Source organism: Halorubrum sp. (genome assembly GCF_046498025.1).
Taxonomy (GTDB): Archaea; Halobacteriota; Halobacteria; order Halobacteriales; family Haloferacaceae; genus Halorubrum.
Genome location: NZ_JAWOBM010000076.1, coordinates 25,438 through 44,003, shown reverse-complemented (window position 1 = coordinate 44,003; position 18,566 = coordinate 25,438). Strand labels below are relative to the sequence as shown.

Annotated in this window: 20 protein-coding genes and 1 pseudogene; 10 read left to right on the top strand and 11 right to left on the bottom strand. The window is 70.4% G+C overall.

Annotated elements, in window-relative coordinates; translation table 11 throughout:
• Positions 1–165: 165 nt before the first annotated feature.
• From R6U01_RS13695 to R6U01_RS13680, 4 genes are all read right to left on the bottom strand, one after another.
• Entirely contained in the window at positions 166–483 is a 318-nt protein-coding gene (locus R6U01_RS13695; RefSeq protein WP_410287013.1) for a hypothetical protein, read from the bottom strand.
• Positions 483–1,943 (bottom strand): sodium-dependent transporter, encoded by a 1,461-nt coding sequence (locus R6U01_RS13690; RefSeq protein WP_410287012.1) that lies wholly within the window; start codon positions 1,941–1,943, stop codon positions 483–485. Before R6U01_RS13690 ends, R6U01_RS13695 begins: the two co-directional genes overlap by 1 nt.
• Before the next feature lie 101 nt (positions 1,944–2,044).
• The gene (locus tag R6U01_RS13685; protein WP_410287011.1) at positions 2,045–2,605 is read right to left on the bottom strand and encodes a thioredoxin family protein; all 561 of its coding nucleotides are present in this window, start codon (positions 2,603–2,605) and stop codon (positions 2,045–2,047) included.
• Between the two features lie 61 nt (positions 2,606–2,666).
• Positions 2,667–2,939: a hypothetical protein gene (locus R6U01_RS13680; RefSeq protein WP_410287010.1), complete on the bottom strand. Its 273-nt coding sequence runs from the start codon at positions 2,937–2,939 to the stop codon at positions 2,667–2,669.
• Between the two features lie 393 nt (positions 2,940–3,332).
• Here R6U01_RS13680 and R6U01_RS13675 point away from each other — a divergent pair, with 393 nt between their 5' ends.
• Together R6U01_RS13675 and R6U01_RS13670 are read left to right on the top strand one after the other, a co-directional pair.
• On the top strand, positions 3,333–3,518 hold the full coding sequence (locus R6U01_RS13675) for a hypothetical protein (protein ID WP_410287009.1): 186 nt from the start codon (positions 3,333–3,335) through the stop codon (positions 3,516–3,518).
• A gap of 45 nt (positions 3,519–3,563) precedes the next feature.
• Positions 3,564–6,122 carry a PAS domain S-box protein gene (locus tag R6U01_RS13670; RefSeq protein ID WP_410287008.1) on the top strand — a complete coding sequence of 853 codons (2,559 nt, stop codon included), beginning with the start codon at positions 3,564–3,566 and terminating at the stop codon, positions 6,120–6,122.
• A gap of 54 nt (positions 6,123–6,176) precedes the next feature.
• Here the strand turns inward: R6U01_RS13670 and R6U01_RS13665 are convergent, their stop codons facing one another.
• Positions 6,177–6,575, bottom strand: a complete 399-nt coding sequence (locus tag R6U01_RS13665) for an OsmC family protein (protein WP_410287007.1) — start codon at positions 6,573–6,575, stop codon at positions 6,177–6,179.
• A 99-nt stretch (positions 6,576–6,674) separates the two neighbouring features.
• On the bottom strand, positions 6,675–7,397 hold the full coding sequence (locus R6U01_RS13660) for a metal-dependent hydrolase (RefSeq protein ID WP_410287006.1): 723 nt from the start codon (positions 7,395–7,397) through the stop codon (positions 6,675–6,677).
• Between the two features lie 125 nt (positions 7,398–7,522).
• Here R6U01_RS13660 and R6U01_RS13655 point away from each other — a divergent pair, with 125 nt between their 5' ends.
• The 6 genes from R6U01_RS13655 (at position 7,523) to R6U01_RS13630 (ending at position 12,966) form a co-directional block, all read left to right on the top strand.
• Positions 7,523–8,266, top strand: a complete 744-nt coding sequence (locus R6U01_RS13655) for a fumarylacetoacetate hydrolase family protein (RefSeq protein WP_410287005.1) — start codon at positions 7,523–7,525, stop codon at positions 8,264–8,266.
• A gap of 140 nt (positions 8,267–8,406) precedes the next feature.
• Positions 8,407–9,831 carry a GTPase gene (locus R6U01_RS13650; protein ID WP_410287004.1) on the top strand — a complete coding sequence of 475 codons (1,425 nt, stop codon included), beginning with the start codon at positions 8,407–8,409 and terminating at the stop codon, positions 9,829–9,831.
• An 88-nt stretch (positions 9,832–9,919) separates the two neighbouring features.
• Complete coding sequence (gene hisC / locus R6U01_RS13645) at positions 9,920–11,014, top strand: histidinol-phosphate transaminase (protein WP_410287003.1); 1,095 nt, start codon at positions 9,920–9,922, stop codon at positions 11,012–11,014.
• Complete coding sequence (locus R6U01_RS13640; protein ID WP_410287002.1) at positions 11,011–11,763, top strand: adenylate kinase family protein; 753 nt, start codon at positions 11,011–11,013, stop codon at positions 11,761–11,763. The genes hisC and R6U01_RS13640 overlap by 4 nt, the downstream gene beginning before the upstream one ends.
• Positions 11,760–12,362 carry a CDP-alcohol phosphatidyltransferase family protein gene (locus R6U01_RS13635; protein WP_410287001.1) on the top strand — a complete coding sequence of 201 codons (603 nt, stop codon included), beginning with the start codon at positions 11,760–11,762 and terminating at the stop codon, positions 12,360–12,362. Before R6U01_RS13640 ends, R6U01_RS13635 begins: the two co-directional genes overlap by 4 nt.
• 259 nt (positions 12,363–12,621) lie before the next feature.
• Positions 12,622–12,966 (top strand): carboxymuconolactone decarboxylase family protein, encoded by a 345-nt coding sequence (locus R6U01_RS13630; RefSeq protein ID WP_410287000.1) that lies wholly within the window; start codon positions 12,622–12,624, stop codon positions 12,964–12,966.
• A 79-nt stretch (positions 12,967–13,045) separates the two neighbouring features.
• Here R6U01_RS13630 and R6U01_RS13625 read toward each other — a convergent pair whose 3' ends face one another.
• The 3 genes and pseudogenes from R6U01_RS13625 to R6U01_RS13615 all read right to left on the bottom strand — a co-directional run bounded on the left by R6U01_RS13625 (position 13,046) and on the right by R6U01_RS13615 (position 14,345).
• Positions 13,046–13,474: a hypothetical protein gene (locus R6U01_RS13625; RefSeq protein WP_410286999.1), complete on the bottom strand. Its 429-nt coding sequence runs from the start codon at positions 13,472–13,474 to the stop codon at positions 13,046–13,048.
• 27 nt (positions 13,475–13,501) lie between these two features.
• Positions 13,502–13,711, bottom strand: a pseudogene (locus tag R6U01_RS13620) (hypothetical protein); the annotation flags it as partial.
• 337 nt (positions 13,712–14,048) lie between these two features.
• Positions 14,049–14,345, bottom strand: a complete 297-nt coding sequence (locus R6U01_RS13615) for a hypothetical protein (protein WP_410286998.1) — start codon at positions 14,343–14,345, stop codon at positions 14,049–14,051.
• A gap of 145 nt (positions 14,346–14,490) precedes the next feature.
• Here R6U01_RS13615 and R6U01_RS13610 point away from each other — a divergent pair, with 145 nt between their 5' ends.
• The gene (locus tag R6U01_RS13610; protein WP_410286997.1) at positions 14,491–14,727 is read left to right on the top strand and encodes a hypothetical protein; all 237 of its coding nucleotides are present in this window, start codon (positions 14,491–14,493) and stop codon (positions 14,725–14,727) included.
• Positions 14,728–14,757: 30 nt separating this feature from the next.
• On the opposite strand, the gene R6U01_RS13605 is transcribed toward R6U01_RS13610, so the two are convergent.
• Entirely contained in the window at positions 14,758–15,942 is a 1,185-nt protein-coding gene (locus R6U01_RS13605) for an MFS transporter (protein ID WP_410286996.1), read from the bottom strand.
• Positions 15,943–16,043: 101 nt separating this feature from the next.
• Positions 16,044–17,228, bottom strand: coding sequence for a M24 family metallopeptidase (locus R6U01_RS13600; protein ID WP_410286995.1), 1,185 nt, complete (start codon positions 17,226–17,228; stop codon positions 16,044–16,046).
• A 311-nt stretch (positions 17,229–17,539) separates the two neighbouring features.
• Here R6U01_RS13600 and R6U01_RS13595 point away from each other — a divergent pair, with 311 nt between their 5' ends.
• Positions 17,540–18,511, top strand: a complete 972-nt coding sequence (locus R6U01_RS13595; RefSeq protein ID WP_410286994.1) for a transcription initiation factor IIB — start codon at positions 17,540–17,542, stop codon at positions 18,509–18,511.
• Positions 18,512–18,566 lie beyond the last annotated feature (55 nt).

The window sequence follows — 18,566 nt, the reverse complement described above, 5'->3', positions numbered from 1 at the left end:
CGACCGACGCCGCGCGCCGGTCGACGCCGCGCGCCGACTGACGCCTCTCCTCCCACGAATCCCCGACCGATATCGGTCGGTGTGATGCGGGTCGGTTCGCCCGCGGTGCGGGCGTCGAGCGTTTTGACGAGTGCGTCGGGCTTCGTGAACCCGGATTCCGGGCGGCTACAGCCGTTCGAGCCCGGCTATCTCGTCGTCCGACCAGTCGTAGAACCGCCGATCGGTTTCCCTGAGCGTCTCGACGCACGTGTTGTGCTGTCGACGCGCCCGCTCGGCCAGCGGGTCGTCCGGATTGTTCTCGACCCACTCGCGGAGTTCGGCGAGCGCCTTCGGCGAGTAGGTGTCGATCCGGTCCTGGTGTTCGAGCAGTTCGACTTTCCGCCCCTCCTGGCGCAGAGTCACGACGAGAGCCAGGCTCGCGACGCCCTGGAACGCGAGCAGCGTGAAGGCGAGCATCCCGAGGACGGCAGGCGTCAGTGACATCAGTCGTCACCCCCGGATACCTCGACCGTCTCCGCCGGTGACCGCCGCCCGTCCACGACGGACATGAGGACGTAGCCGATGATTGGGAACAGCACGAGCACCGCGACGCCCCCGTACATCTCGGTGGTCCCGAAGTTGTCGTACGCGAAGTAGCCCATGATGAACAGCATGACGCCGGGGATGACGTACTTCACGAGCGGGTCCCACCACGAGCCGACGTAGATGCCGGCGTTCTGGTTGACCGAGAGGATGCGCAGCCGCGTCGGCCCCAGCACCCAGCCGATGACGCCGATGATCATCAGGGTCGCCAGCGGGAGTCCCCAGTTCGCGAAGACGAAGTCGAGGTAGTTCAGAACCGCCACGTCCCACGCGCTCGGGATTCCGAGCAGCCAGATCCCCCCACAGACGCCGAGAACGGTCTGGTTCCGGCTGAAGCTCGTTTCTTCGGACAGCGTCGTGACGCTCACCTCGGTGATGAGCAGCCCGGACGTGAACGTCGCGAGGAAGAAGCCGACGAAAAACAGGATCGCGACGAGGCTACCCAGCGGGATCTCCGGAAAGACTTGGACGAGAGAGACGAACGCCAGCCCGGCGCCGGCGTCCGGTTCGACGCCGACCGCGAACACGATCGGGAAGATGGCGAGTGCGGCGAGGATGCCGACGCTCGACTCGCCGATCGCGGTGAAGACGCCGCCGCCCAGCGGGACGTCGTCGTACTCGCGCAGGTAACTGCCGACGGTCAGGGCGATCCCCCACCCCAATCCCGTCGAGAACAGCGCCTGGCCGAGGGCGGCGATCCACGTGTTGCTGTACGTGAGGTACGCCCAGTCGATCGTGAACGCGAACGCGATCCCCTCGCTCGCGCCGGGGAGCGTAAGCCCGCGGATCATCATGACGACGAGGGAGAGCACGAGCACCGGGACGGCGTAGACGACGATCCGTTCGACGCCGTCGCGGATTCCGAGCAGGAGAATCGCGGCGATCGAGCCCATCACGACCGTGTGGAGCGCGACCACGAGCGGCCCGTTCGCGAACATGGCGTCCATGAACGCGGCGGCCTCAAACCCGGACGCGGTGAACGTGAACAACAGCGAGTGGACCGCGTAGTACAGCGTCCACCCGACGACGGGCGAGTAGTACGACATCAGGGCGATGTTCACCAGTAGCACGACGACGCCGAACCCGACCACCCCACCGGGACCGGCGGCGTCACGGAACGCGCCGATGACGCCCTTGTTCGAGTATCGTCCCAGTGCGACTTCCGCCATCAGCCCCGGGACGGCGAGGAGGAACAACAGGACGAGGAACGCGACGATGAACGCCCCGCCTCCGTTGTCGCCCATCACGAACGGGAACCGCCAGATGTTCCCGGCGCCGACCATCGCGCCGATCATCGCCATCAGGAAGCCGAACCGGGTCCCCCACTCGGCTCTGGCGGTTTTTGCTTCATCATTTGTCATGATTTATTCTGTCCGCTGTCTGCGATGAAGCGTGTTATACGGTCTCCCGACCATGGGAGGGAACGTTACGGATATCTCGGTGATCGACCCGTCTCCGCCGCCTACGCCTCCGGCCACTTGATCGAGCAGCCGCGGGAGGGGCGGTCCGGAACGGCCACTTCCTCGCCCGCGAGCACCGACTCCACGGCCTCCCGGACGTAGAACTCGGTCGGCTCGTCGTCGGGGTTGAGCGCGTCGTCGAGCCGGCCGTGATACCTGAGTCGCCACGCGTCGCCCTCGCGGCCGAACAGGAACGGGTCCGGCGTACAGACCGCGCCGTACGTCTCGGCGACCGCACCCGTCTCGTCGCGGAGGTACGCGTCGTAGGCGATGGTCCCGTCGGCGACGCGCTCGCGCATCGCCTCGAACGAGTCCTCGGAGTACTCGTCGGCGTCGTTCGGATTGATTCCGACGACGGCGAGGTCGTCGTACTCCGCCGCGAGCTCGTTGAGGAGGTCGACCTTCGCCTTCGCGTACGGGCAGTGGTTGCAGGTGAAGACGACGAGCAGCGCGTCCGCGTCGAACGAGTCGAGCGCGTGGGTGTCGCCGTCCACGCCGGGCAGTTCGAAGTCTGGGGCCGCGTCGCCGCGGTCGAGCGCCGAATCGGACTCTTTCATGACCATGCCGCACGCTACCGTCGGCGAGGGGAAAACCGTTCTGCGGCGGTCGCCCCCCGTCCGGCGGTCAGACGCGAGCGAGCGCTCGCGCGAGGAGGTGCGCTCCGCCGACCGCGACGGGCGGCACCGCGGCGGACGCCAGCGCGACGACGGCGACGGGCGACGGGTTTGGGAGCCCGACGGGCACGACTCGGCGGTCGTCCGGTCCCGCGGGCGGAGCGATCGCCCCCGAGACCGCGCGTTCGAGCGTCGCGAGGAGCGAGTCCGCGAGTGCCGCGACGCCCGCGATGGCCGCGAGCAGACAAACGGTCACCGCGAGCGCTCCGGCGGCCGTCGCCACGACCGCCGTGACCTCGCGTGTTCGCGTCCGGCCGCCGGACGCGGTCGCCCGATATCGTGGCGGCGGACCGCTCGCGTCGCCGGGACGCCGCGTCCGCCGCGTCGATCCGTCGCCGGGCCGTCGCGACCGCCGCGTGGATCTCGCTTCGTCGCTTCGGACCCGATAGCCGCCGACGTCCCGACCGCGCCTGCGCCCCGGACCGCGTCGCCGGTCACGCCCGCGCACTGGGTCACTACCCCGTCCGCGTCCACGCGGGGGACGCGTCCGTCGCGTTCGTTCCCGCCGTCTCTCGCTCGGTCGCACGTGGGCGCTGGCCTCGGTATCCCTCCTATACCCTCGGACCGGCCCGGCGCCGACTCAAGGGTTTTTGCTCCGGCCTCGCGTAGCGTGGGTATGCCTCCCCGCGAGCCCTCCTACCGAACGCTCCGACTGCTGTGCGCCAACGGCGCCGGCATGGTCGGATTCCTGTTCGCGTACGCGGTCGGCCGGGAGTTCGCGGCCGCGCTGGTCGCCGGACTGGTCTTCGCCGCCGTCGGCTACGTCGCGTCGGCTGCGGTCGTCGAGTACGCGAAGGCGTGACGAAGCAGAACGGTTAACATGTCGGATGAAAAGTACACCTACGAGATGACGGGAGACAGCGCGGACGGGACGTCGGCGGTGGCGGCCGCGGCCGCGGCGGACTCCCCGTCCCCGATCCGCGTCCTCCTCGTCGACGACGAGCCCGGGTTCGCGGACACCGCCGCGGCGCTCGTGGAGGCGCACGACGACCGCCTCGACGTGAGCCCCGAGACCGATCCGGACGCGGCGCTGCGCGCGGTCGAATCGGGCGCGTTCGACTGCGTCGTCAGCGACTACGACATGCCCGGGACCGACGGTATCGAGCTGCTCGAGGCCGTCCGCGAGCGGCTGGGCGACCTCCCGTTCGTACTGTTCACCGGGAAGGGCTCCGAGCGCGTGGCGAGCGAGGCCGTCGCCGCCGACGTCGACGGGTACCTCACGAAGGGCGGCGACGACCCCTACGCGACGCTCGCGTCGCAGGTCGCGGACGCCGTGTCGACGGCGCGAACCGACCGGCGGCTCGCGGAACACCTCGACCGAATGACGGACGCCTTCTGCGGGATCGACGGGAGCTGGCGGCTCACGTACCTCAACAAGCGGGCCAGGGAGATGCTCGAGCGCGACGCCGCCGACCTGCTCGGCGACTCCGTCTGGGATCGGTTCCCCGGGCTCCTCGACACCGCGGTCGAAGAGGAGCTCCGGACGGCGATGGCGGACGGCGAATCGCGCGCCTTCGAGCACCGCTTCGATCCGATCGACGCCGACCTCGCCGTCAACGTCTATCCCTCGGAGACCGGCCTCTCCGTGTACTTCCGCGACGTGACCGACCGGAAGGACCGCGAGCGCGAGCTCCGGGAGCTCTCGGAGCGGCTGCGGCTCGCGGTCGAGGGGGCCGACGTCGGCGTCTGGGACTGGGACCTCCGCACCGACGAGGTCCGGTTCGACGAGCGGTGGGCCGCAATATTGGGATACGACCGCTCCGAGATCGCCTTCGAGCTCTCGGAGTGGGAAGACCGGGTCCACCCGGACGACGTCGACAGGGCGTGGTCGGCGCTGGAGGCGCACTTCGCCGGAGAGACGGAGCACTACCAGTGCGACCACCGGATGCGCTCGAAGTCGGGCGACTGGCGCTGGATCCGGGACCGCGGCCGCGTCGTCGATCGCACCGAGGACGGCGAGCCGGTGCGCGCCGTGGGGATACACATCGACGTGACGGAGGAGAAGGAGCGCGAGCGCGACCTGGAACGCTACCGACGGCTGGTGGACGACCTCCCCGACGCCGTCGCCGTCTACGACGCCGACGCCCGCTTCGAGCTGGTCAACGATCGCGTCGCCGAGGTCCACGAAACGCCCCGCGAGGAGCTCGTCGGGGAACGGAGCCGGCTGATCGAGCGGATCCGCGAGACCCGCGAGGGCGACCCGTACGCGGCGCTCGTCGCGGGTGACCGCGAGACGCTGTCGGGAACCGTCGAGGTCGACTTCCCGGGGCGCCCGGGAGCGATCGTCGACTTCGGACTGCGTCGTCTCGTCATCGACGACGAGTTCGACGGCGTGCTGGGCATCTCCCGAAACGTGACGGACCAGCGCCGCCGCCGGCGCCGCCTCGAACGCACCTCGGCTCGGTTGGAGGCGCTCTACGACCGGTCGCCGGACATGATCGATATCCACGACGAGACCGGCGAGATCGTCGACGTGAACCGGGTGATGGCGACGGAGCTCGGCTACGATCCCGAGGAGCTGGCCGGAATGAACGTGTGGGACGTCGACCGGGAGATGGACCCGGAGGAGGCGATCGAAATGTGGGAGGCGATCGAGGTGGACGAGACGATCCGGCTGGAGACGGCGTTCGCCCGGGCCGACGGGACGACGTTCCCCGTCGAGGTCCACGTTCGTCGGATCGACGTCCACGGGGACGACCGGTTCCTCGCCAGCAGTCGGGACATCTCGGAACGCAAGGCGTACGAACGGCGGATAGAACGCGAGAACGAGCGGCTCGACGAGTTCGCCTCGATCGTCTCGCACGACCTCCGGAACCCCCTCAACGTGCTCTCCGGGTACCTCCAGCTCGCCAGGGAGACGGGGACCGAGTCGTACTTCGACCGCTGCGACCGCGCGCTCGACGAGATGGAGCGCCTGATCGAGGACGTGCTCACGCTCGCCAGACAGGGCGACGCCGTGGGCCCGGTCGAGCCGGTCGTCATCGGCGACCTCGCCGACCGGTACGAGCTGGGGGAGTTCGGATCGGTCGAGGGGAGCGGCGCCGGCGAGACGGACGCGAACGCCGTCGACGTCGCCTTCGAGACCGAGGGCGAGGTGCTCGCGGACCGCGACCGCCTGAAGCGACTCTTCGAGAATCTCTTCCGGAACGCGGCGGAACACGGCGGGAGCCGCGTCGTCGTCGGCGACCTCGACGACGGCTTCTACGTGGCCGACGACGGCCCGGGCATCCCCGAAGAGCGGCGCGACGAGGTGTTCGAGAGCGGCTACACGACCTCCCAGACCGGCACCGGGTTCGGCCTCGCGATCGTCGAGCGCATCGCCGAGGCTCACGGCTGGGAGGTGACGCTGACCGAGAGCGAGTCGGGCGGCGCGCGATTCGAGTTCCGCGGCGTCGACCGGCCGTAGGCGTTCCTCGGGGGCGCGGCGGCGGGTACAAAAACGGTGTACGGTCGGGCGTCTTCAGAAGGCGCCGGGGTAGACGCTCACGTCGGCCTGGAGCTCCTCGCGGAGCGCGGTGTGGACGTGGCAGATGCCCTCGGCGCGCTCGGCGATGTCGGCGGCGGTCTCGTCGTCGAGGTCGGCCTCGACGTGGACGTCGAAGGCGATGGCCGCCAGGTCGTCGTCGTCGTCGAGGTCGGCGCTCGCGTCGATCTGGATCTTGCCGAGGTCCTCCTCGCCGCGCTGGCTCCCGCCGACGCGGAAGGCGGGGAGGTAACAGGAGGCGTACGTCGCGACGAGCGCGGCGTTCGGGTTCGGTCCCGTCTCGTCGGTCGCATCGATCTGCAGGTCGAAGTCGCCGACCTGGCTCGTGCAGGCGTACCCTTCCTCGGAAACGGTGGACGTCTCGATGTCTGACATACGGGTCGACAGACGACTCGCCGCGGCCTAAAGGTTGCCTTCGCCCGCGTCGCGCCCGAGGGCGCTTCGGGACGAACCGGGTCGGCGGGGAACCGCTTACTACTCCAGCGTGTACGTCTCGTCGCCCTCGAGGACGACGGGTTCGGCGGCGGCGCCCGCCGCCCTCACCTCGTTGACGAACTCCCGGGTGTCGATCTCGATCGGCGGGAACGTGTCGTAGTGCATCGGGAACACCACGTCGGCGCCCACCCAGTCGGCGGCGATGCCGGCGCCCGCGGGCCCCATCGTGAAGTGGTCGCCCGTCGGGAGCGCGGCGGCGTCGGGCTCCAGGTACGGCGCGATCACGTCGACCATCTCGGACATCAGCGCGGTGTCGCCCGCGTGGTAGAACGTCGTGCAGTCGGGGTCGGACTCCTGGGTGGGCTTCTTGTCGCCGATGACGAAGCCGGCGGGCATCCCCGCGGAGTAGTCCGGGTCGTTCTCGATCCCGTTCGAGTGGTCGGCGCGGACCATCGTCACCCACGCGTCGCCGCACTCGGCGGTGCCGCCGATGTTCATTCCCATCCCGCCGACGGCCTCGTCGTGGCCGAAGTTGTCTTGGACGTAGCCCGTCAGCTCGGGGGTGGCGACCACGGTCGCGCCCTCGTAGCGATCGGCGTCGGCGATGTGGTCGCTGTGACCGTGGGTCAGGAGGAGGTAGTCGGGGTCGAGCTCCTCCGGGTCGACGTCGGTCTGCGGGTTGTCGAAGTACGGATCGATCAGTAGCTCCGTGTCGTCGACGACGACGTGCCACGTCGAGTGGCCGTGCCAGGTGAGTTCCATGGTACGTCCGGATCGTCTCAGCGAGCGGTAATAAAAGTCGACGCCGCGGAGCCCGGCCCGAACGGGTGGACCGAGGACCCGCCCGCTCCGGCAACCCTTTTAAGACGCCGTCCGATCGCTCGGACATGCACCACGCACGGTTCCGCGACCCGGCCGGCTCGATCCGCGAGGGCACCTACGACCCCGATCGCGACACCGTCGCCTTCGGCGGCGACGAGTACGCGCTCGACGACCCCGACATCGACGTGCTCCCGCCGGCGGAGCCGACCAAGATCGTCTGTATCGGGCGCAACTACGCCGACCACGCGGCCGAGCTCGGCAACGAGGTGCCGGACCGGCCGCTCCTCTTCTTGAAGCCGCCGAACGCGCTGGCGAGCCACGGCGACACGGTCACCGTCCCGGCGGGGAAAGACCGGATCGACTGGGAGGCGGAGCTGGCGGTCGTGATCGGCGAGCAGTGCAAGTCGGTCGACGCCGACGACGCGATGGAGGTCGTCGCCGGGTTCACGTGCATGAACGACGTCTCGAACCGCGACGACCAGAACCGCGAGCAGAACTGGGTGCGCGGCAAGGCGTTCGACAACGCCGCCCCGCTCGGGCCCGTGCTGGCCACGCCGGAGGAGGTGCCAATGGACGCGAGCGTCGAGCTCCGGGTGAACGGCGAGACGAAGCAGTCGAGCGACCGCGGACACCTCATGTTCGACGTCCCGACCCTGATCGAGGAGATCACGACGTACCTCACGCTGGAGGCGGGCGACGTCATCGCGACCGGGACGCCTGAGGGCGTCGGCGCGCTGGCCGACGGCGACGCCGTCGAGGTCGAGGTCGAGGGCGTCGGCACGCTCGAACACGACGTGCGCGTTCCCTGAAGCGTCCCGAGACCACGTGCGCGTTCCCTGAGGCCGCCCGATACCACACCTCGCTTCCGGTGAAGCCGTGCGAACGGTCGGCGGGTCGCCGACGGTACGCGAGCCCTCCCCTCTCCGGGCCGACGCGGGCGTCCGGTCACATGCCACGAGACGATCCGGGAACCGAAGCCGACGCCGAACCGCCGCCAGCCGACGCTCCGACCGCGGTCGTCGCGGCGCGGGCCACCGACGAGCGCCCGGACACGACCGACATCCGGGAGTCGGCCGCCGCGGCCGGGTACGCTGTCGTCGGGGAGGTCACCCAGCGACGACGAGAAGACCCCACCTACGGCCTCGGACGCGGGAAGGCGGAGGACCTGATGCGGCTCGCGGCCGACACGGACGCCGAGGCGGTGATCTACGACGGCGAGCTGTCGCCGGGACAGACGTTCTCGCTCGGCGATCTACTGCCGACCGGGACGGCGGTAGTGGACCGCCCGCGACTCGTGCTGGAACTGCTCGCGGACGCGGTCGACTCGCGGGCGGCGGACCTCCAGCTGGAGCTGGCGCGACTCCGATACGAACTCCCGCGGCTCCGCGAGACCGCGGCTCGGGATTCGGGCGAGGACGTGCGCCTCCGGCCGGAAGGCGACGGGCGCGTGCGCGACCTCGAACGGCGTGTCGACGCGGTCGAGCGCGCCCTCGACGAGGTCGTCGACGACCGGGCGGCGCGCCGCGCCGAGCGGCGGGCCGCCGGGTTCGACCTGGTCGTGCTCGCCGGCTACGCCGACGCCGGGAAGTCGGCGCTGGCCCGCCGCCTCGCGGACGACGTCGACGACGGTCCTCCCGCGGGCGGCGACCGCTCCTCCGAGGCGCTCTCGACGGCGACGCACCGGGCGACGATCGGGGGGCGCCGGACCCTCCTGACCGACACGGTCGGGTTCCTCGACGGGGTTCCACAGGAGTCGGTGCGGTCGTTCCGGGCGACCCTCGACGCGGTCCGAACGGCCGACTGCGCGCTGCTCGTCGTCGACGTGAGCGACGACCCGGAGGTCTTCCGCCGAAAGCTCCGGGATTCGCTGGCGGCGATCGGGACGACCGAGGCGCCGGTGATCCCCGTCCTGTCCGGGGCGGACGAGGTCAGCGCCGACGCCCTCGCCGACGCAGTCGCGACGGTCGGAGCGGTCGCCGGCGAAGTGGACGAGGAAGTCGCCGCCGCCGATGAACCCGCGCCCGTCGCCGCCGCGCTCCGCGCGCCGGTCGCGGTCGGCGCTCGCGACGGGACGGGGGTCACCGAGCTGGCGGACGCTGTGGCGGACGCGCTGCCGACGGCGACGGCGACGGTCCAGGCGCCGAACGGCGGCGAGACGCAGGCCGCGCTCTCGTGGGCGTACGACCGAGGGGTCGTCGCGGACGTCGACTACGGAACGTCGGCGGTCGTCGTCGATCTCGCCGGGCGGCCCGCGGTCGTCGCCGAGGCGGAGCGACGACTGGGCGGGAGGGAAGTCAGCGGTCGGGGTGACGATGAGGGCGGCGACGACGACTCGGACGGCCACACCGACGACGCTGGAGACGACGGCTCTTGATCAGGCGGGCCCGGAAGTGAATGTCGGGAACCCGGTTCGCCCGGGGCTCAAGACCACCCTTAAGACCGGCCGCCTCGGACGGACGGGCATGCAACCACGGGATCTCTCCGATCACTCGCCGTACGTGCCGGGCCGGGGCGTCGAGGAGGTCGCCCGCGAGCGCGGGATCGACCCCGACGACCTCATCAAGCTCTCCTCGAACGAGAACCCGCACGGCCCGAGTCCGGCGGCCGTCAAGGCGATCCGCGAGCACGCGGAGCGCGTTCACCAGTACCCGAAGTCCTCGCACACGGACCTCACCGCGAAGATCGCCGAGAAGTGGGACGTGTCGACCGAACAGGTGTGGGTCTCGCCCGGCGCCGACGGCTCGATCGACTACCTCGCGCGGGCCGCCTTGGAGCCCGGAGACGAAGTGCTGGTCCCGAGCCCCGGCTTCGCCTACTACGCCATGTCGACCCGGTACCACCACGGCGAGGTGACGGAGTACGAGCTCGACGCGGCGGACGGCTTCGCGCAGGACGCGGAGACGGTCCTGACGGCCTACGGCGGCGAGCGGATCGTCTACGTCACCTCCCCGCACAACCCCTCGGGGTCGACGATGCCCCTCGACGAGGTCGAGGCGATCGCGGACGCGACCGCCGAGGAGACGCTCGTCGTCGTCGACGAGGCCTACGGCGAGTTCTCCCCGGTCGACAGCGCCATCCCGCTCGTCGACGAGCGCGACGACGTGGCGGTGCTCCGCACGTTCTCGAAGGCGTACGGCCTCGCCGGGCTCCGGATCGGGTACGGCGTCGTCCCCGAGGCGTGGGGCGAGGCGTACGCCCGCGTGAACACGCCGTTCGCGGCGAACGAGCTGGCGTGCCGGGCAGCGCTCGCCGCCCTCGACGACGAGGCGCACGTCGAGGAGTCGGTCGAGTCGGCTCGGTGGGCCCGCGAGCACATCGCGAGCGAGCTCGACGCGCCGACGGTCGAGTCGGCCGGCAACTTCGTGCTCGCCGAGGTCGGCGACGCGGAGCGGGTCGCCGACGCGGCGCAGGAGCGCGGCGTGATCGTCCGGGACTGCACCTCCTTCGGGCTCCCGGACCACGTCCGGGTCTCGACCGGCACGCGCGAGGAGACGCGCGAGGCCGTCGAGCGGATCAACGAGACGCTCGCCGACCTCGGCCTCGGTGTTCGGGCGTGAGCGGGGAGTCCGGGGCGGACGGGGACGGCGCCGCCGGTGCCGACCCGAACGCCCGCCCGCTCCGCGTCGCCGTCACCGGCACCCCCGGGACCGGGAAGTCGACCGCGACGGCGCTGCTCGAAGACGAGTACGACGTGATCCACCTGAACGACCTGATAAAGGGCGACGACGCCCTCTGGACCGAGCGCGACGTCGACCGCGACACGCTCGTCGCCGACCTCGACGCCGTGCGCGAGCGCCTCGACGACTGGTCGGGCGTGCTCGACTCTCATCTCGCCCACCGGTTCGCGGTCGACCGCGTCGTGGTCCTGCGCTGTCACCCGGAGACGATCGAGGCGCGGCTCCGCGAGCGCGGGGAGGCGGAGGCGACCGCCGAGGAAAACTCCGAGCCGGGTGAACCGTCTCGAGCTCTCGCTCGCAAAGCTCACGAGAACGCCGAGCCGGATGAACCGTCTCGAGCTCTCGCTCGCAAAGCTCACGAGAACGCCGAGCCGGGTGAACCGCCTCGAGCTCTCGCTCGCAAAGCTCACGAGAACGCGGAGAGCGAGGCCCTCGACGTGATCCTCTCGGAGGCGGTCGCGGAGCACGGCGTCGAGAACGTCTACGAGATCGACACGACGGACCGCGACCCCGCGGCCGTCGCCGACGAGATCCGCGCCGCGATCCGGGGCGAGCGAGAGCCGAGCGCGGGGACCGTCGACTTCATCGATTATATATCGCGCGCCCGTGAAGATCGGGACGGTAAATGACCCTCGACCAATACCGCTCCGTCGCAGACCGTCTGCTCGGGCCGTGGGTGCGCGCCGCGGCGCGACTCGGGCTCTCGCCGGACCAGGTGAGCGTCCTCGCGTTCGGCGTCGCGGTCGCGGCCGCGGGCGCGTTCGCGGTCGGCGAGCCCGTTTTTTACGCCCTCGGCGCCGTCGCCGTCCTGCTCAACGGCTGGCTCGACATCGTGGACGGCGCGCTCGCGCGTCACCTCGGGGTCTCCTCGGACGGCGGCGACCTCCTCGACCACGTGCTCGACCGGTACGCCGACATCGCGATCATCGCGGGCTTTACGATCGGGATCGACGCGTACGCCCTCGGCTTCCTCGCGGTGACCGGCGTCCTGATGACCTCGTACATGGGCACCCAGATCCAGGCGGTCGGCATCGGCCGCGAGTACGGGGGGCTGTTGGGCCGGGCGGACCGGCTCGCGCTGATGGGCGCCGTCGGCTTCTTGGCCGCCGCCTACTCGGCGCCGATCGTCGCCGGGCTGAACGTCGTCGGCCTCCTGCTCGCGCTGTTCGCCGCCGTCGGCCATCTGACCGCGGTACAGCGGTTCCTCGGCGCGTGGAGCGACTTGTAGGCGTCGGGTGACCGAAACGGGCCGATGGTTCGGCGGCCCGACTATCGAGAGGGCCCACGCGCCTCGACCCCGAGTCGAGTCCGAGTGCGCCTTTCCCGCGCACGTGAGCTACCAGCGCCCGACCCGTCTGCCGCGCTGCCGTCACTCCCCGGAGCGACGCGCAGCGTCCAGCGATAGAGGTATCAGCCGACTGAATAGATTTTCACTCATCGAGAACGCGCGTCGACCTATACGTCGCCGCTCGACGACGCAGCGACTGATGTCGTACACGCGAGACCTCGCGGAACTCAAAAAGACGTTGGGCGAACTGATCGAAGAAGCGCCGGAACTGCAGTCGTTCGCCGGATTCGTGGAATCCGCCGAGGCGACCGACGCGATCGACAACAGAACGAAGGAGCTGATGTCGCTCGCGGTCGCGGTGGCGGTCCGGTGTGAGGACTGCATCCTCTGGCACACCGACGCAGCGCTCGAGGCGGGTGCGAGTCACGAGGAGGTCGTCGACGCCCTGAAAGTCGCCGTCGCGATGGGCGGCGGTCCCGCGATGACCTACGCGGTCAAAGCATACGGCGTGCTCGAAGCCTTCGAAGCGGAACGCGCCGAATAACGGCGTCGGCCGCACCGAGAGAGTTCGAGACCTGCAACCGCGCTCACGGCCGCGTCGCTCGCGCTCTCCGTCAGCGGGCTCACCGGCGCTCACCTCCGTCCGGATTCTCCGCGACCGCGTGATCGCGCTCACCCCCGGCGCCGGCGTCGAGCCGGACGGCGAGGTCGTCGACGTCAGCGGCGACGAAGGCGTCGAGGAACCGCGCGAGGCGACCGTCGACGCTCGTTCCGGGTTCCTCGTCGAGGGCGCTCCGGAGCCCCGACGCGAGGACAGAGAGGCGGCGGTCGTGGAAGTCGAGGCGCGCGTTCGAGGTTCGCCGACTCGGCGTCTTCCGGGGGTCCGTCGCTGTCGGTCCGGCTCGCGACGCCGCCACCGTCGCCCGCGGCGGCCAGCCGACAGAGGTACCCCGCGAACTCGAGCTCCAGCCGGACGTGGTCGTGAGGGCGACGCTCGTCTCCGCCGATCTCACACCCGAGTGCTCGAACGCCCGAGCGAGGTCGCGGTTCACGTCCTTCCACGACGCGTCCGGGCGAGATTAACTACGGCACACGGAGACCTGCCAGACGATACTGTTGGACCAGAAACGAACGACCAGATACTCCCGAACGGTTCGGTGATTTATATATACTGACCGAACGGCCGAGGTCGCTTCGGCGAGGTAAGAACGGTCGCCGAACAGTCGGGACAGCACGGTCGCCGTCACGATCCGGAGGTGTTCGGAGACGGTCGGCTTGGCCAGACCGAGGTCGGCGGCGACCCCGTCCGCGGTGGCGCCGCCCGGCTCGAAGTACCCTCTCGACCGCGACGGCGGCGATCGATGCCTGTCGCTCCGTCACGTCGGAGAGATCGACCGGAACCACGTCCGACCGTTCGTCCCCGTCTGCCGCGTCCCGATCCACGAGGGTCCGGCGGATCTCCGCCCACCGAGCGCGTCGACGACCGCCTGCAACTCAGCGTATCCGGTCGCCACGACCGTCGCGACCAACTCCCCGTCGTCGATCCGCGTCTCGCGCGGGGACACCGGGAAACTGGAGAACGCCGACGGGAAGCCGGTGCAGGCACGGGAGCCGCAGCCGTCGCCTTCAGTCGGACGCGGTCGCGTCGCGGTCGTCGGGAGTCCCGTCGCGGGCGTCGCGGTCCCGCGGTTCGTGGTCGGAACCGCCGCCGCAGGGGTCGTATCTCCCGTGCGCCTCCCCGGCGAACTCCAGCGGCTCCAGCTCGTTCGGCGGGTCGGTCGGAAGCTCTTCGGCGACGAAGTCGACGCGCTCCTCGACGGGGTCGACTCGGACCTCGCGCAGGGCCGTCCGTCCCGACAGCGCGGCTACGGGACAGCGGTCGCGGGCGGCGGCCGCCAGTCGGACCTGAATCGTGTCGGTCATGAATGCTCGCGCGTACGGCGACCGATTTCAAAAAGGGTGGAGCGCGTCCGCCGTCACGCCGCGCTGGCGCGGCGCGCTCGCGGTCGCGCCGTGGACGGTCGCCTGCGAGGGAACGTTTAAAAGTGTCCGGCCGGAACGAGGGGGTATGCCCACCTTCGAACTGAACCTCTCGGACGACGTCTACGCGGAGTTTCAGCAGCTCGCGGATCAGGAGTTCGTCTCCGAGGAACAGGCCGCGGAGGACCTCATCGCCTCCGGCATCGAGGCGTACAACGTCTCCGTCGTCGACGACGACCCGCACGACGAGATGCTCGACGGCGCGGAGAACAACATGTTCGACACCGCACAGGACCCCGGGAGCCTCGAAGACGACCGGCTGTAGCGGGCCTCCCCTTCCTTCGGTGCCGTCCCGTCAGTAGCCGAGCCCGAGCGTCCGGTTCGCGAGCAGCGCCGCCAGCCCGAGCGCCATCACGCCCGCGAGCAGGCCGAACGCCGGTCCCCACCCGGCCGCGTCGGAGATCGTCCCGACGACGACGCTGCCCGAGGCGCCCACCACCATGTAGGCGGTCCGGACGAGCCCGAACCCGGCGCCGCGCTCGTCGTCCGAGAGGAGGTCCATGAACCGGGACTGGACGGGCGCGCCCCACGACATCGCGACGCCGACGAAGCCGACGGCGACGACCGTCGGGCCGAGTCCGAGGTTGAACCGCGCCGTCGCGACCAGGAGCCCGTAGCCGACGACGCCGGCGCTCATCGTCCCCATGGCGGTCGCGTCGCGGCCGAACCGGTCGGAGAGCGACCCCGTGACGGGTTGGGTGCCCCCGTGAACGAGGAAGTACAGCGAGAACAGCAGCGCCGACAGCGCCGTCGAGAGCCCGCCGCTGACCTCGAGGAACGTCGGGAGGAAGGAGGCGGTCGCCTGCCACGTGAACGCGCCGAGCGTCGCGAGGCCGGTCGTGTAGAGGATCGGCGGCCGGGAGAGCAGCTCCGCGAGGGGCGCGAGCGCGAACCGCTCGCGCAGCGCCTGGTCGGGGCGGACCGCCTCGGTGGGCCGCACCCGCCACGCGAACAGTGCGAACACGGGCACCGCGACCGCGACGCCAAGGAGGACTCCGACGCGCCAGCCGTACCGCGACCCGACGAGCGCCGCGAGCGGCGGCGCGGCGAGCCCCGCGATCGGACCGCCGGCGACGTGGACGCCGATGGCCCGGCCGATGTCGTCGAACTGCTTCGCGAGGAACGTCGTCGCCACCGAGTAGTGGAGGCCGGCGCCCGCCCCGAGCGCCACGGTGAACGCCATGAAGACGCCGATAGACGGCGAGACCGCGATCAGCAGCGACGCGACCGCCGTGGCGCCGACCGCGGTCAGGATGACGACGCGCTCCCCGTAGCGGTCGCCGAGCACGCCGGAGGGGAACTGCGCCAGCGCGTACGCAAGCCACATCCCCGAGAGCGCGAGGCCGACCGTCGCGTTCGTGACGCCGAACTGCGTCGTAATCCGCGGGACCAGCGGGCTGATGACGAGGCGCGCGACCATCGTCGCGGTGAACGCGAGCGTGCAGAGGGCGAGCGCCGTGTGCCGGTACCGCCAGTTCACGGTCGCCGTTCTCGACCCGGGTCAAAGCGGGTTCCGGTCGCGGCCAGCCGGGCCGGGTGTGGGGTGCGAACGGTCACCGAGCGCTGCCGACACGGACGGCCTCAGAGCTCGAACACGATCGGGTAGTCGGTGAGGTTCTCGTACCCGTCCTCGGTGACGACCACGAGGTCCTCGATCCGGACGCCGCCGACGTCGGGGTCGTACAGCCCGGGTTCGACGGTGATCACGTGGCCGGGCTCCAGCTCGCCCCCGCCGCTCGCGAGCCGCGGGGACTCGTGGACGTCGAGGCCGATCCCGTGGCCGGTCGAGTGGATGAACCCCGTCTCGGTCTCGGGGTCGGTGCGGAACGTCTGCTCGCCGGCGTCCTCGTACACCTCGCAGGCCGCGGCGTGAACGTCCTCGCCGGTCGCGCCCGGCTCGACCGCGTCGAGCGCCGCGTGGAGCGCGCGCTCCGTGAGCTCGTACCACTCGCGCAGCGCCGCCGGCGGCTCACCGACGCAGAACGTCCGGGTCATGTCGGCGTTGTACTTCGTCGCCTTCGACCGCGGGAAGATGTCGACGATGATCGCCTCGTTCGCCCGGAGGGGTCCGGAGCCGCGATCGTGGGGGTCGGCCGCCTGCGCGCCGCCGGCGACGATCGTCTCGTCGAGCGCGCAGCCGCGCCGGAGCAGGGTCACCTCGATCTCCTCCGCGACGCGCTCGCTGGTGAGCGGCTCGCCCTCGTGGAGAAGCGTCCCGGGCTCCGCGTCGCCGTCGGCGTCGTCGCTCTCCCCGGCGACGTCCGCGCCGGCGAGCAGCGACTCGGCGGCGCGCATCGCGGCCTCGTTCGCCCGCTGGGCCTCGCGGATCGCGTCCACCTCCTCGTCGGTCTTCACGGCCCTGACCTCGCGGAGGAAGTCGTCGCCGTCGACCGCGACGTCGATCCCCCGCTCGCGCAGCGCGTCCGCGGTCCCGACCGGGCCGCGCGGCGGCATCGACACCGACTCGACGCCCTTGTCGCGGACGAACGCGGCGTACATGTCGTACCGCTCCTCGCGGCCGCCGTACTCGTAGTCGTAGTCGGCGTGGCGCTCGACGGTGTCGGCGGCGGCCTCCGTCTGCGCCCGTCCGTACTCCAGCCCGGAGACGAGCACGTGGACCTCGCCGTCAGCGTACAGCGTCACGAACGGGTCAGGGCCGGTGAATCCGGAGAGGTACAGCTGGTTCGCGTCCTCCTGTGACGCGTCGAGCAGATAACCGTCGGTGTCGAGGTCGGCGAGGGTCGCTTCGAGGCGAGGTCGGTTCATACGCGTCCTGCTCGCGCGAGACCCAAATCGGTTGCCCTCACGGAACCGCGGGGACGCGGTGGACTCACGATATATCACGAAATATCTATATACTAGCGATCGTCGAAGCGACGAGCGAAGTCCGTCTCAGACGAGCCCGCGAAATACTGCGGCCACGATGCCCGAAACCGCGTTCGAGAATGCCTCTCTCCGGAGTTTTCACCACCGATATCAACACGAGGATTTAAATATCTTCGGTCCTTACCCGTTTGTGAGGAAAGTAACCGAGACGCGTCTCTCGGTCCCCTCGGTCCCTCCAATTGAACCAACCAATGAGCGAAAACGTTCGAACGTACACGGCGGAGCACGTCGACGACGAGGAACAGACCGAGTCGTCGGACGAGGAACTGCGATGTCCCGAGTGCAGCGGCCAGCTCGCGACTGACACGGAACACGGCGAGACGGTGTGTGTAGACTGCGGGCTCGTCGTCGAAGAGGACGAGATCGACCGCGGGCCGGAGTGGCGCGCGTTCGACTCCAAAGAGAAGGACAGCAAGTCCCGGGTCGGCGCCCCGACGACGAACATGATGCACGACAAGGGGCTCTCGACGAACATCGGCTGGCAGGACAAGGACGCCTACGGCAAGTCCCTCTCCAGCCGACAGCGCGAGAAGATGCAGCGACTCCGCACCTGGAACGAGCGGTTCCGCACCCGCGACTCCAAGGAGCGGAACCTGAAGCAGGCGCTCGGCGAGATCGACCGCATGGCCTCGGCGCTCGGCCTGCCGGACAACGTCCGCGAGACCGCGTCGGTCATCTACCGCCGCGCGCTCGACGAGGACCTCCTCCCGGGCCGCTCCATCGAGGGCGTCTCGACCGCGTCGCTGTACGCGGCCGCCCGGCAGGCGGGCACGCCGCGCAGTCTCGACGAGATCGCGGCCGTCTCGCGGGTGGAGAAAGACGAGATCGCGCGGACGTACCGCTACGTCGTCCGCGAGCTCAAACTGGAGATCCAGCCGGCCGATCCCGAGAGCTACGTCCCGCGGTTCGCCTCCGACCTGGGCCTCTCCGACGAGGCCGAGCGCCGCGCCCGATCGCTTCTCAACACCGCGAAGTCGCAGGGGATCCACTCCGGCAAGTCGCCCGTCGGCCTCGCGGCCGCGGCCGTCTACGCGGCCTCCCTGCTGGTCAACGAGAAGGTGACACAGAGCGAGGTCAGCGACGTGGCGAACATCAGCGAGGTCACCATCCGGAACCGGTACCACGAGCTGTTGGAGGCCGAGGACGGCGTCGCGCTGAGCTGATCGACGCCCGGACCGCCTCCGTCGACGCCCCGGCGTTTCTCTCCCGCGGCCGGAC

What these genes read in the sequence shown, in the direction of transcription:
- R6U01_RS13675 (WP_410287009.1), top strand. Translation starts at nt 3,333, where the DNA reads ATGCCTCCCCGCGAGCCCTCCTACCGAACGCTCCGACTGCTGTGCGCC.
- hisC (WP_410287003.1), top strand. Translation starts at nt 9,920, where the DNA reads ATGCAACCACGGGATCTCTCCGATCACTCGCCGTACGTGCCGGGCCGG.
- R6U01_RS13650 (WP_410287004.1), top strand. Translation starts at nt 8,407, where the DNA reads ATGCCACGAGACGATCCGGGAACCGAAGCCGACGCCGAACCGCCGCCA.
- R6U01_RS13595 (WP_410286994.1), top strand. Translation starts at nt 17,540, where the DNA reads ATGAGCGAAAACGTTCGAACGTACACGGCGGAGCACGTCGACGACGAG.
- R6U01_RS13630 (WP_410287000.1), top strand. Translation starts at nt 12,622, where the DNA reads ATGTCGTACACGCGAGACCTCGCGGAACTCAAAAAGACGTTGGGCGAA.
- R6U01_RS13655 (WP_410287005.1), top strand. Translation starts at nt 7,523, where the DNA reads ATGCACCACGCACGGTTCCGCGACCCGGCCGGCTCGATCCGCGAGGGC.
- R6U01_RS13660 (WP_410287006.1), bottom strand. Translation starts at nt 7,397, where the DNA reads ATGGAACTCACCTGGCACGGCCACTCGACGTGGCACGTCGTCGTCGAC.
- R6U01_RS13665 (WP_410287007.1), bottom strand. Translation starts at nt 6,575, where the DNA reads ATGTCAGACATCGAGACGTCCACCGTTTCCGAGGAAGGGTACGCCTGC.
- R6U01_RS13610 (WP_410286997.1), top strand. Translation starts at nt 14,491, where the DNA reads ATGCCCACCTTCGAACTGAACCTCTCGGACGACGTCTACGCGGAGTTT.
- R6U01_RS13615 (WP_410286998.1), bottom strand. Translation starts at nt 14,345, where the DNA reads ATGACCGACACGATTCAGGTCCGACTGGCGGCCGCCGCCCGCGACCGC.
- R6U01_RS13685 (WP_410287011.1), bottom strand. Translation starts at nt 2,605, where the DNA reads ATGGTCATGAAAGAGTCCGATTCGGCGCTCGACCGCGGCGACGCGGCC.
- R6U01_RS13690 (WP_410287012.1), bottom strand. Translation starts at nt 1,943, where the DNA reads ATGACAAATGATGAAGCAAAAACCGCCAGAGCCGAGTGGGGGACCCGG.
- R6U01_RS13695 (WP_410287013.1), bottom strand. Translation starts at nt 483, where the DNA reads ATGTCACTGACGCCTGCCGTCCTCGGGATGCTCGCCTTCACGCTGCTC.
- R6U01_RS13670 (WP_410287008.1), top strand. Translation starts at nt 3,564, where the DNA reads ATGACGGGAGACAGCGCGGACGGGACGTCGGCGGTGGCGGCCGCGGCC.
- R6U01_RS13635 (WP_410287001.1), top strand. Translation starts at nt 11,760, where the DNA reads ATGACCCTCGACCAATACCGCTCCGTCGCAGACCGTCTGCTCGGGCCG.
- R6U01_RS13600 (WP_410286995.1), bottom strand. Translation starts at nt 17,228, where the DNA reads ATGAACCGACCTCGCCTCGAAGCGACCCTCGCCGACCTCGACACCGAC.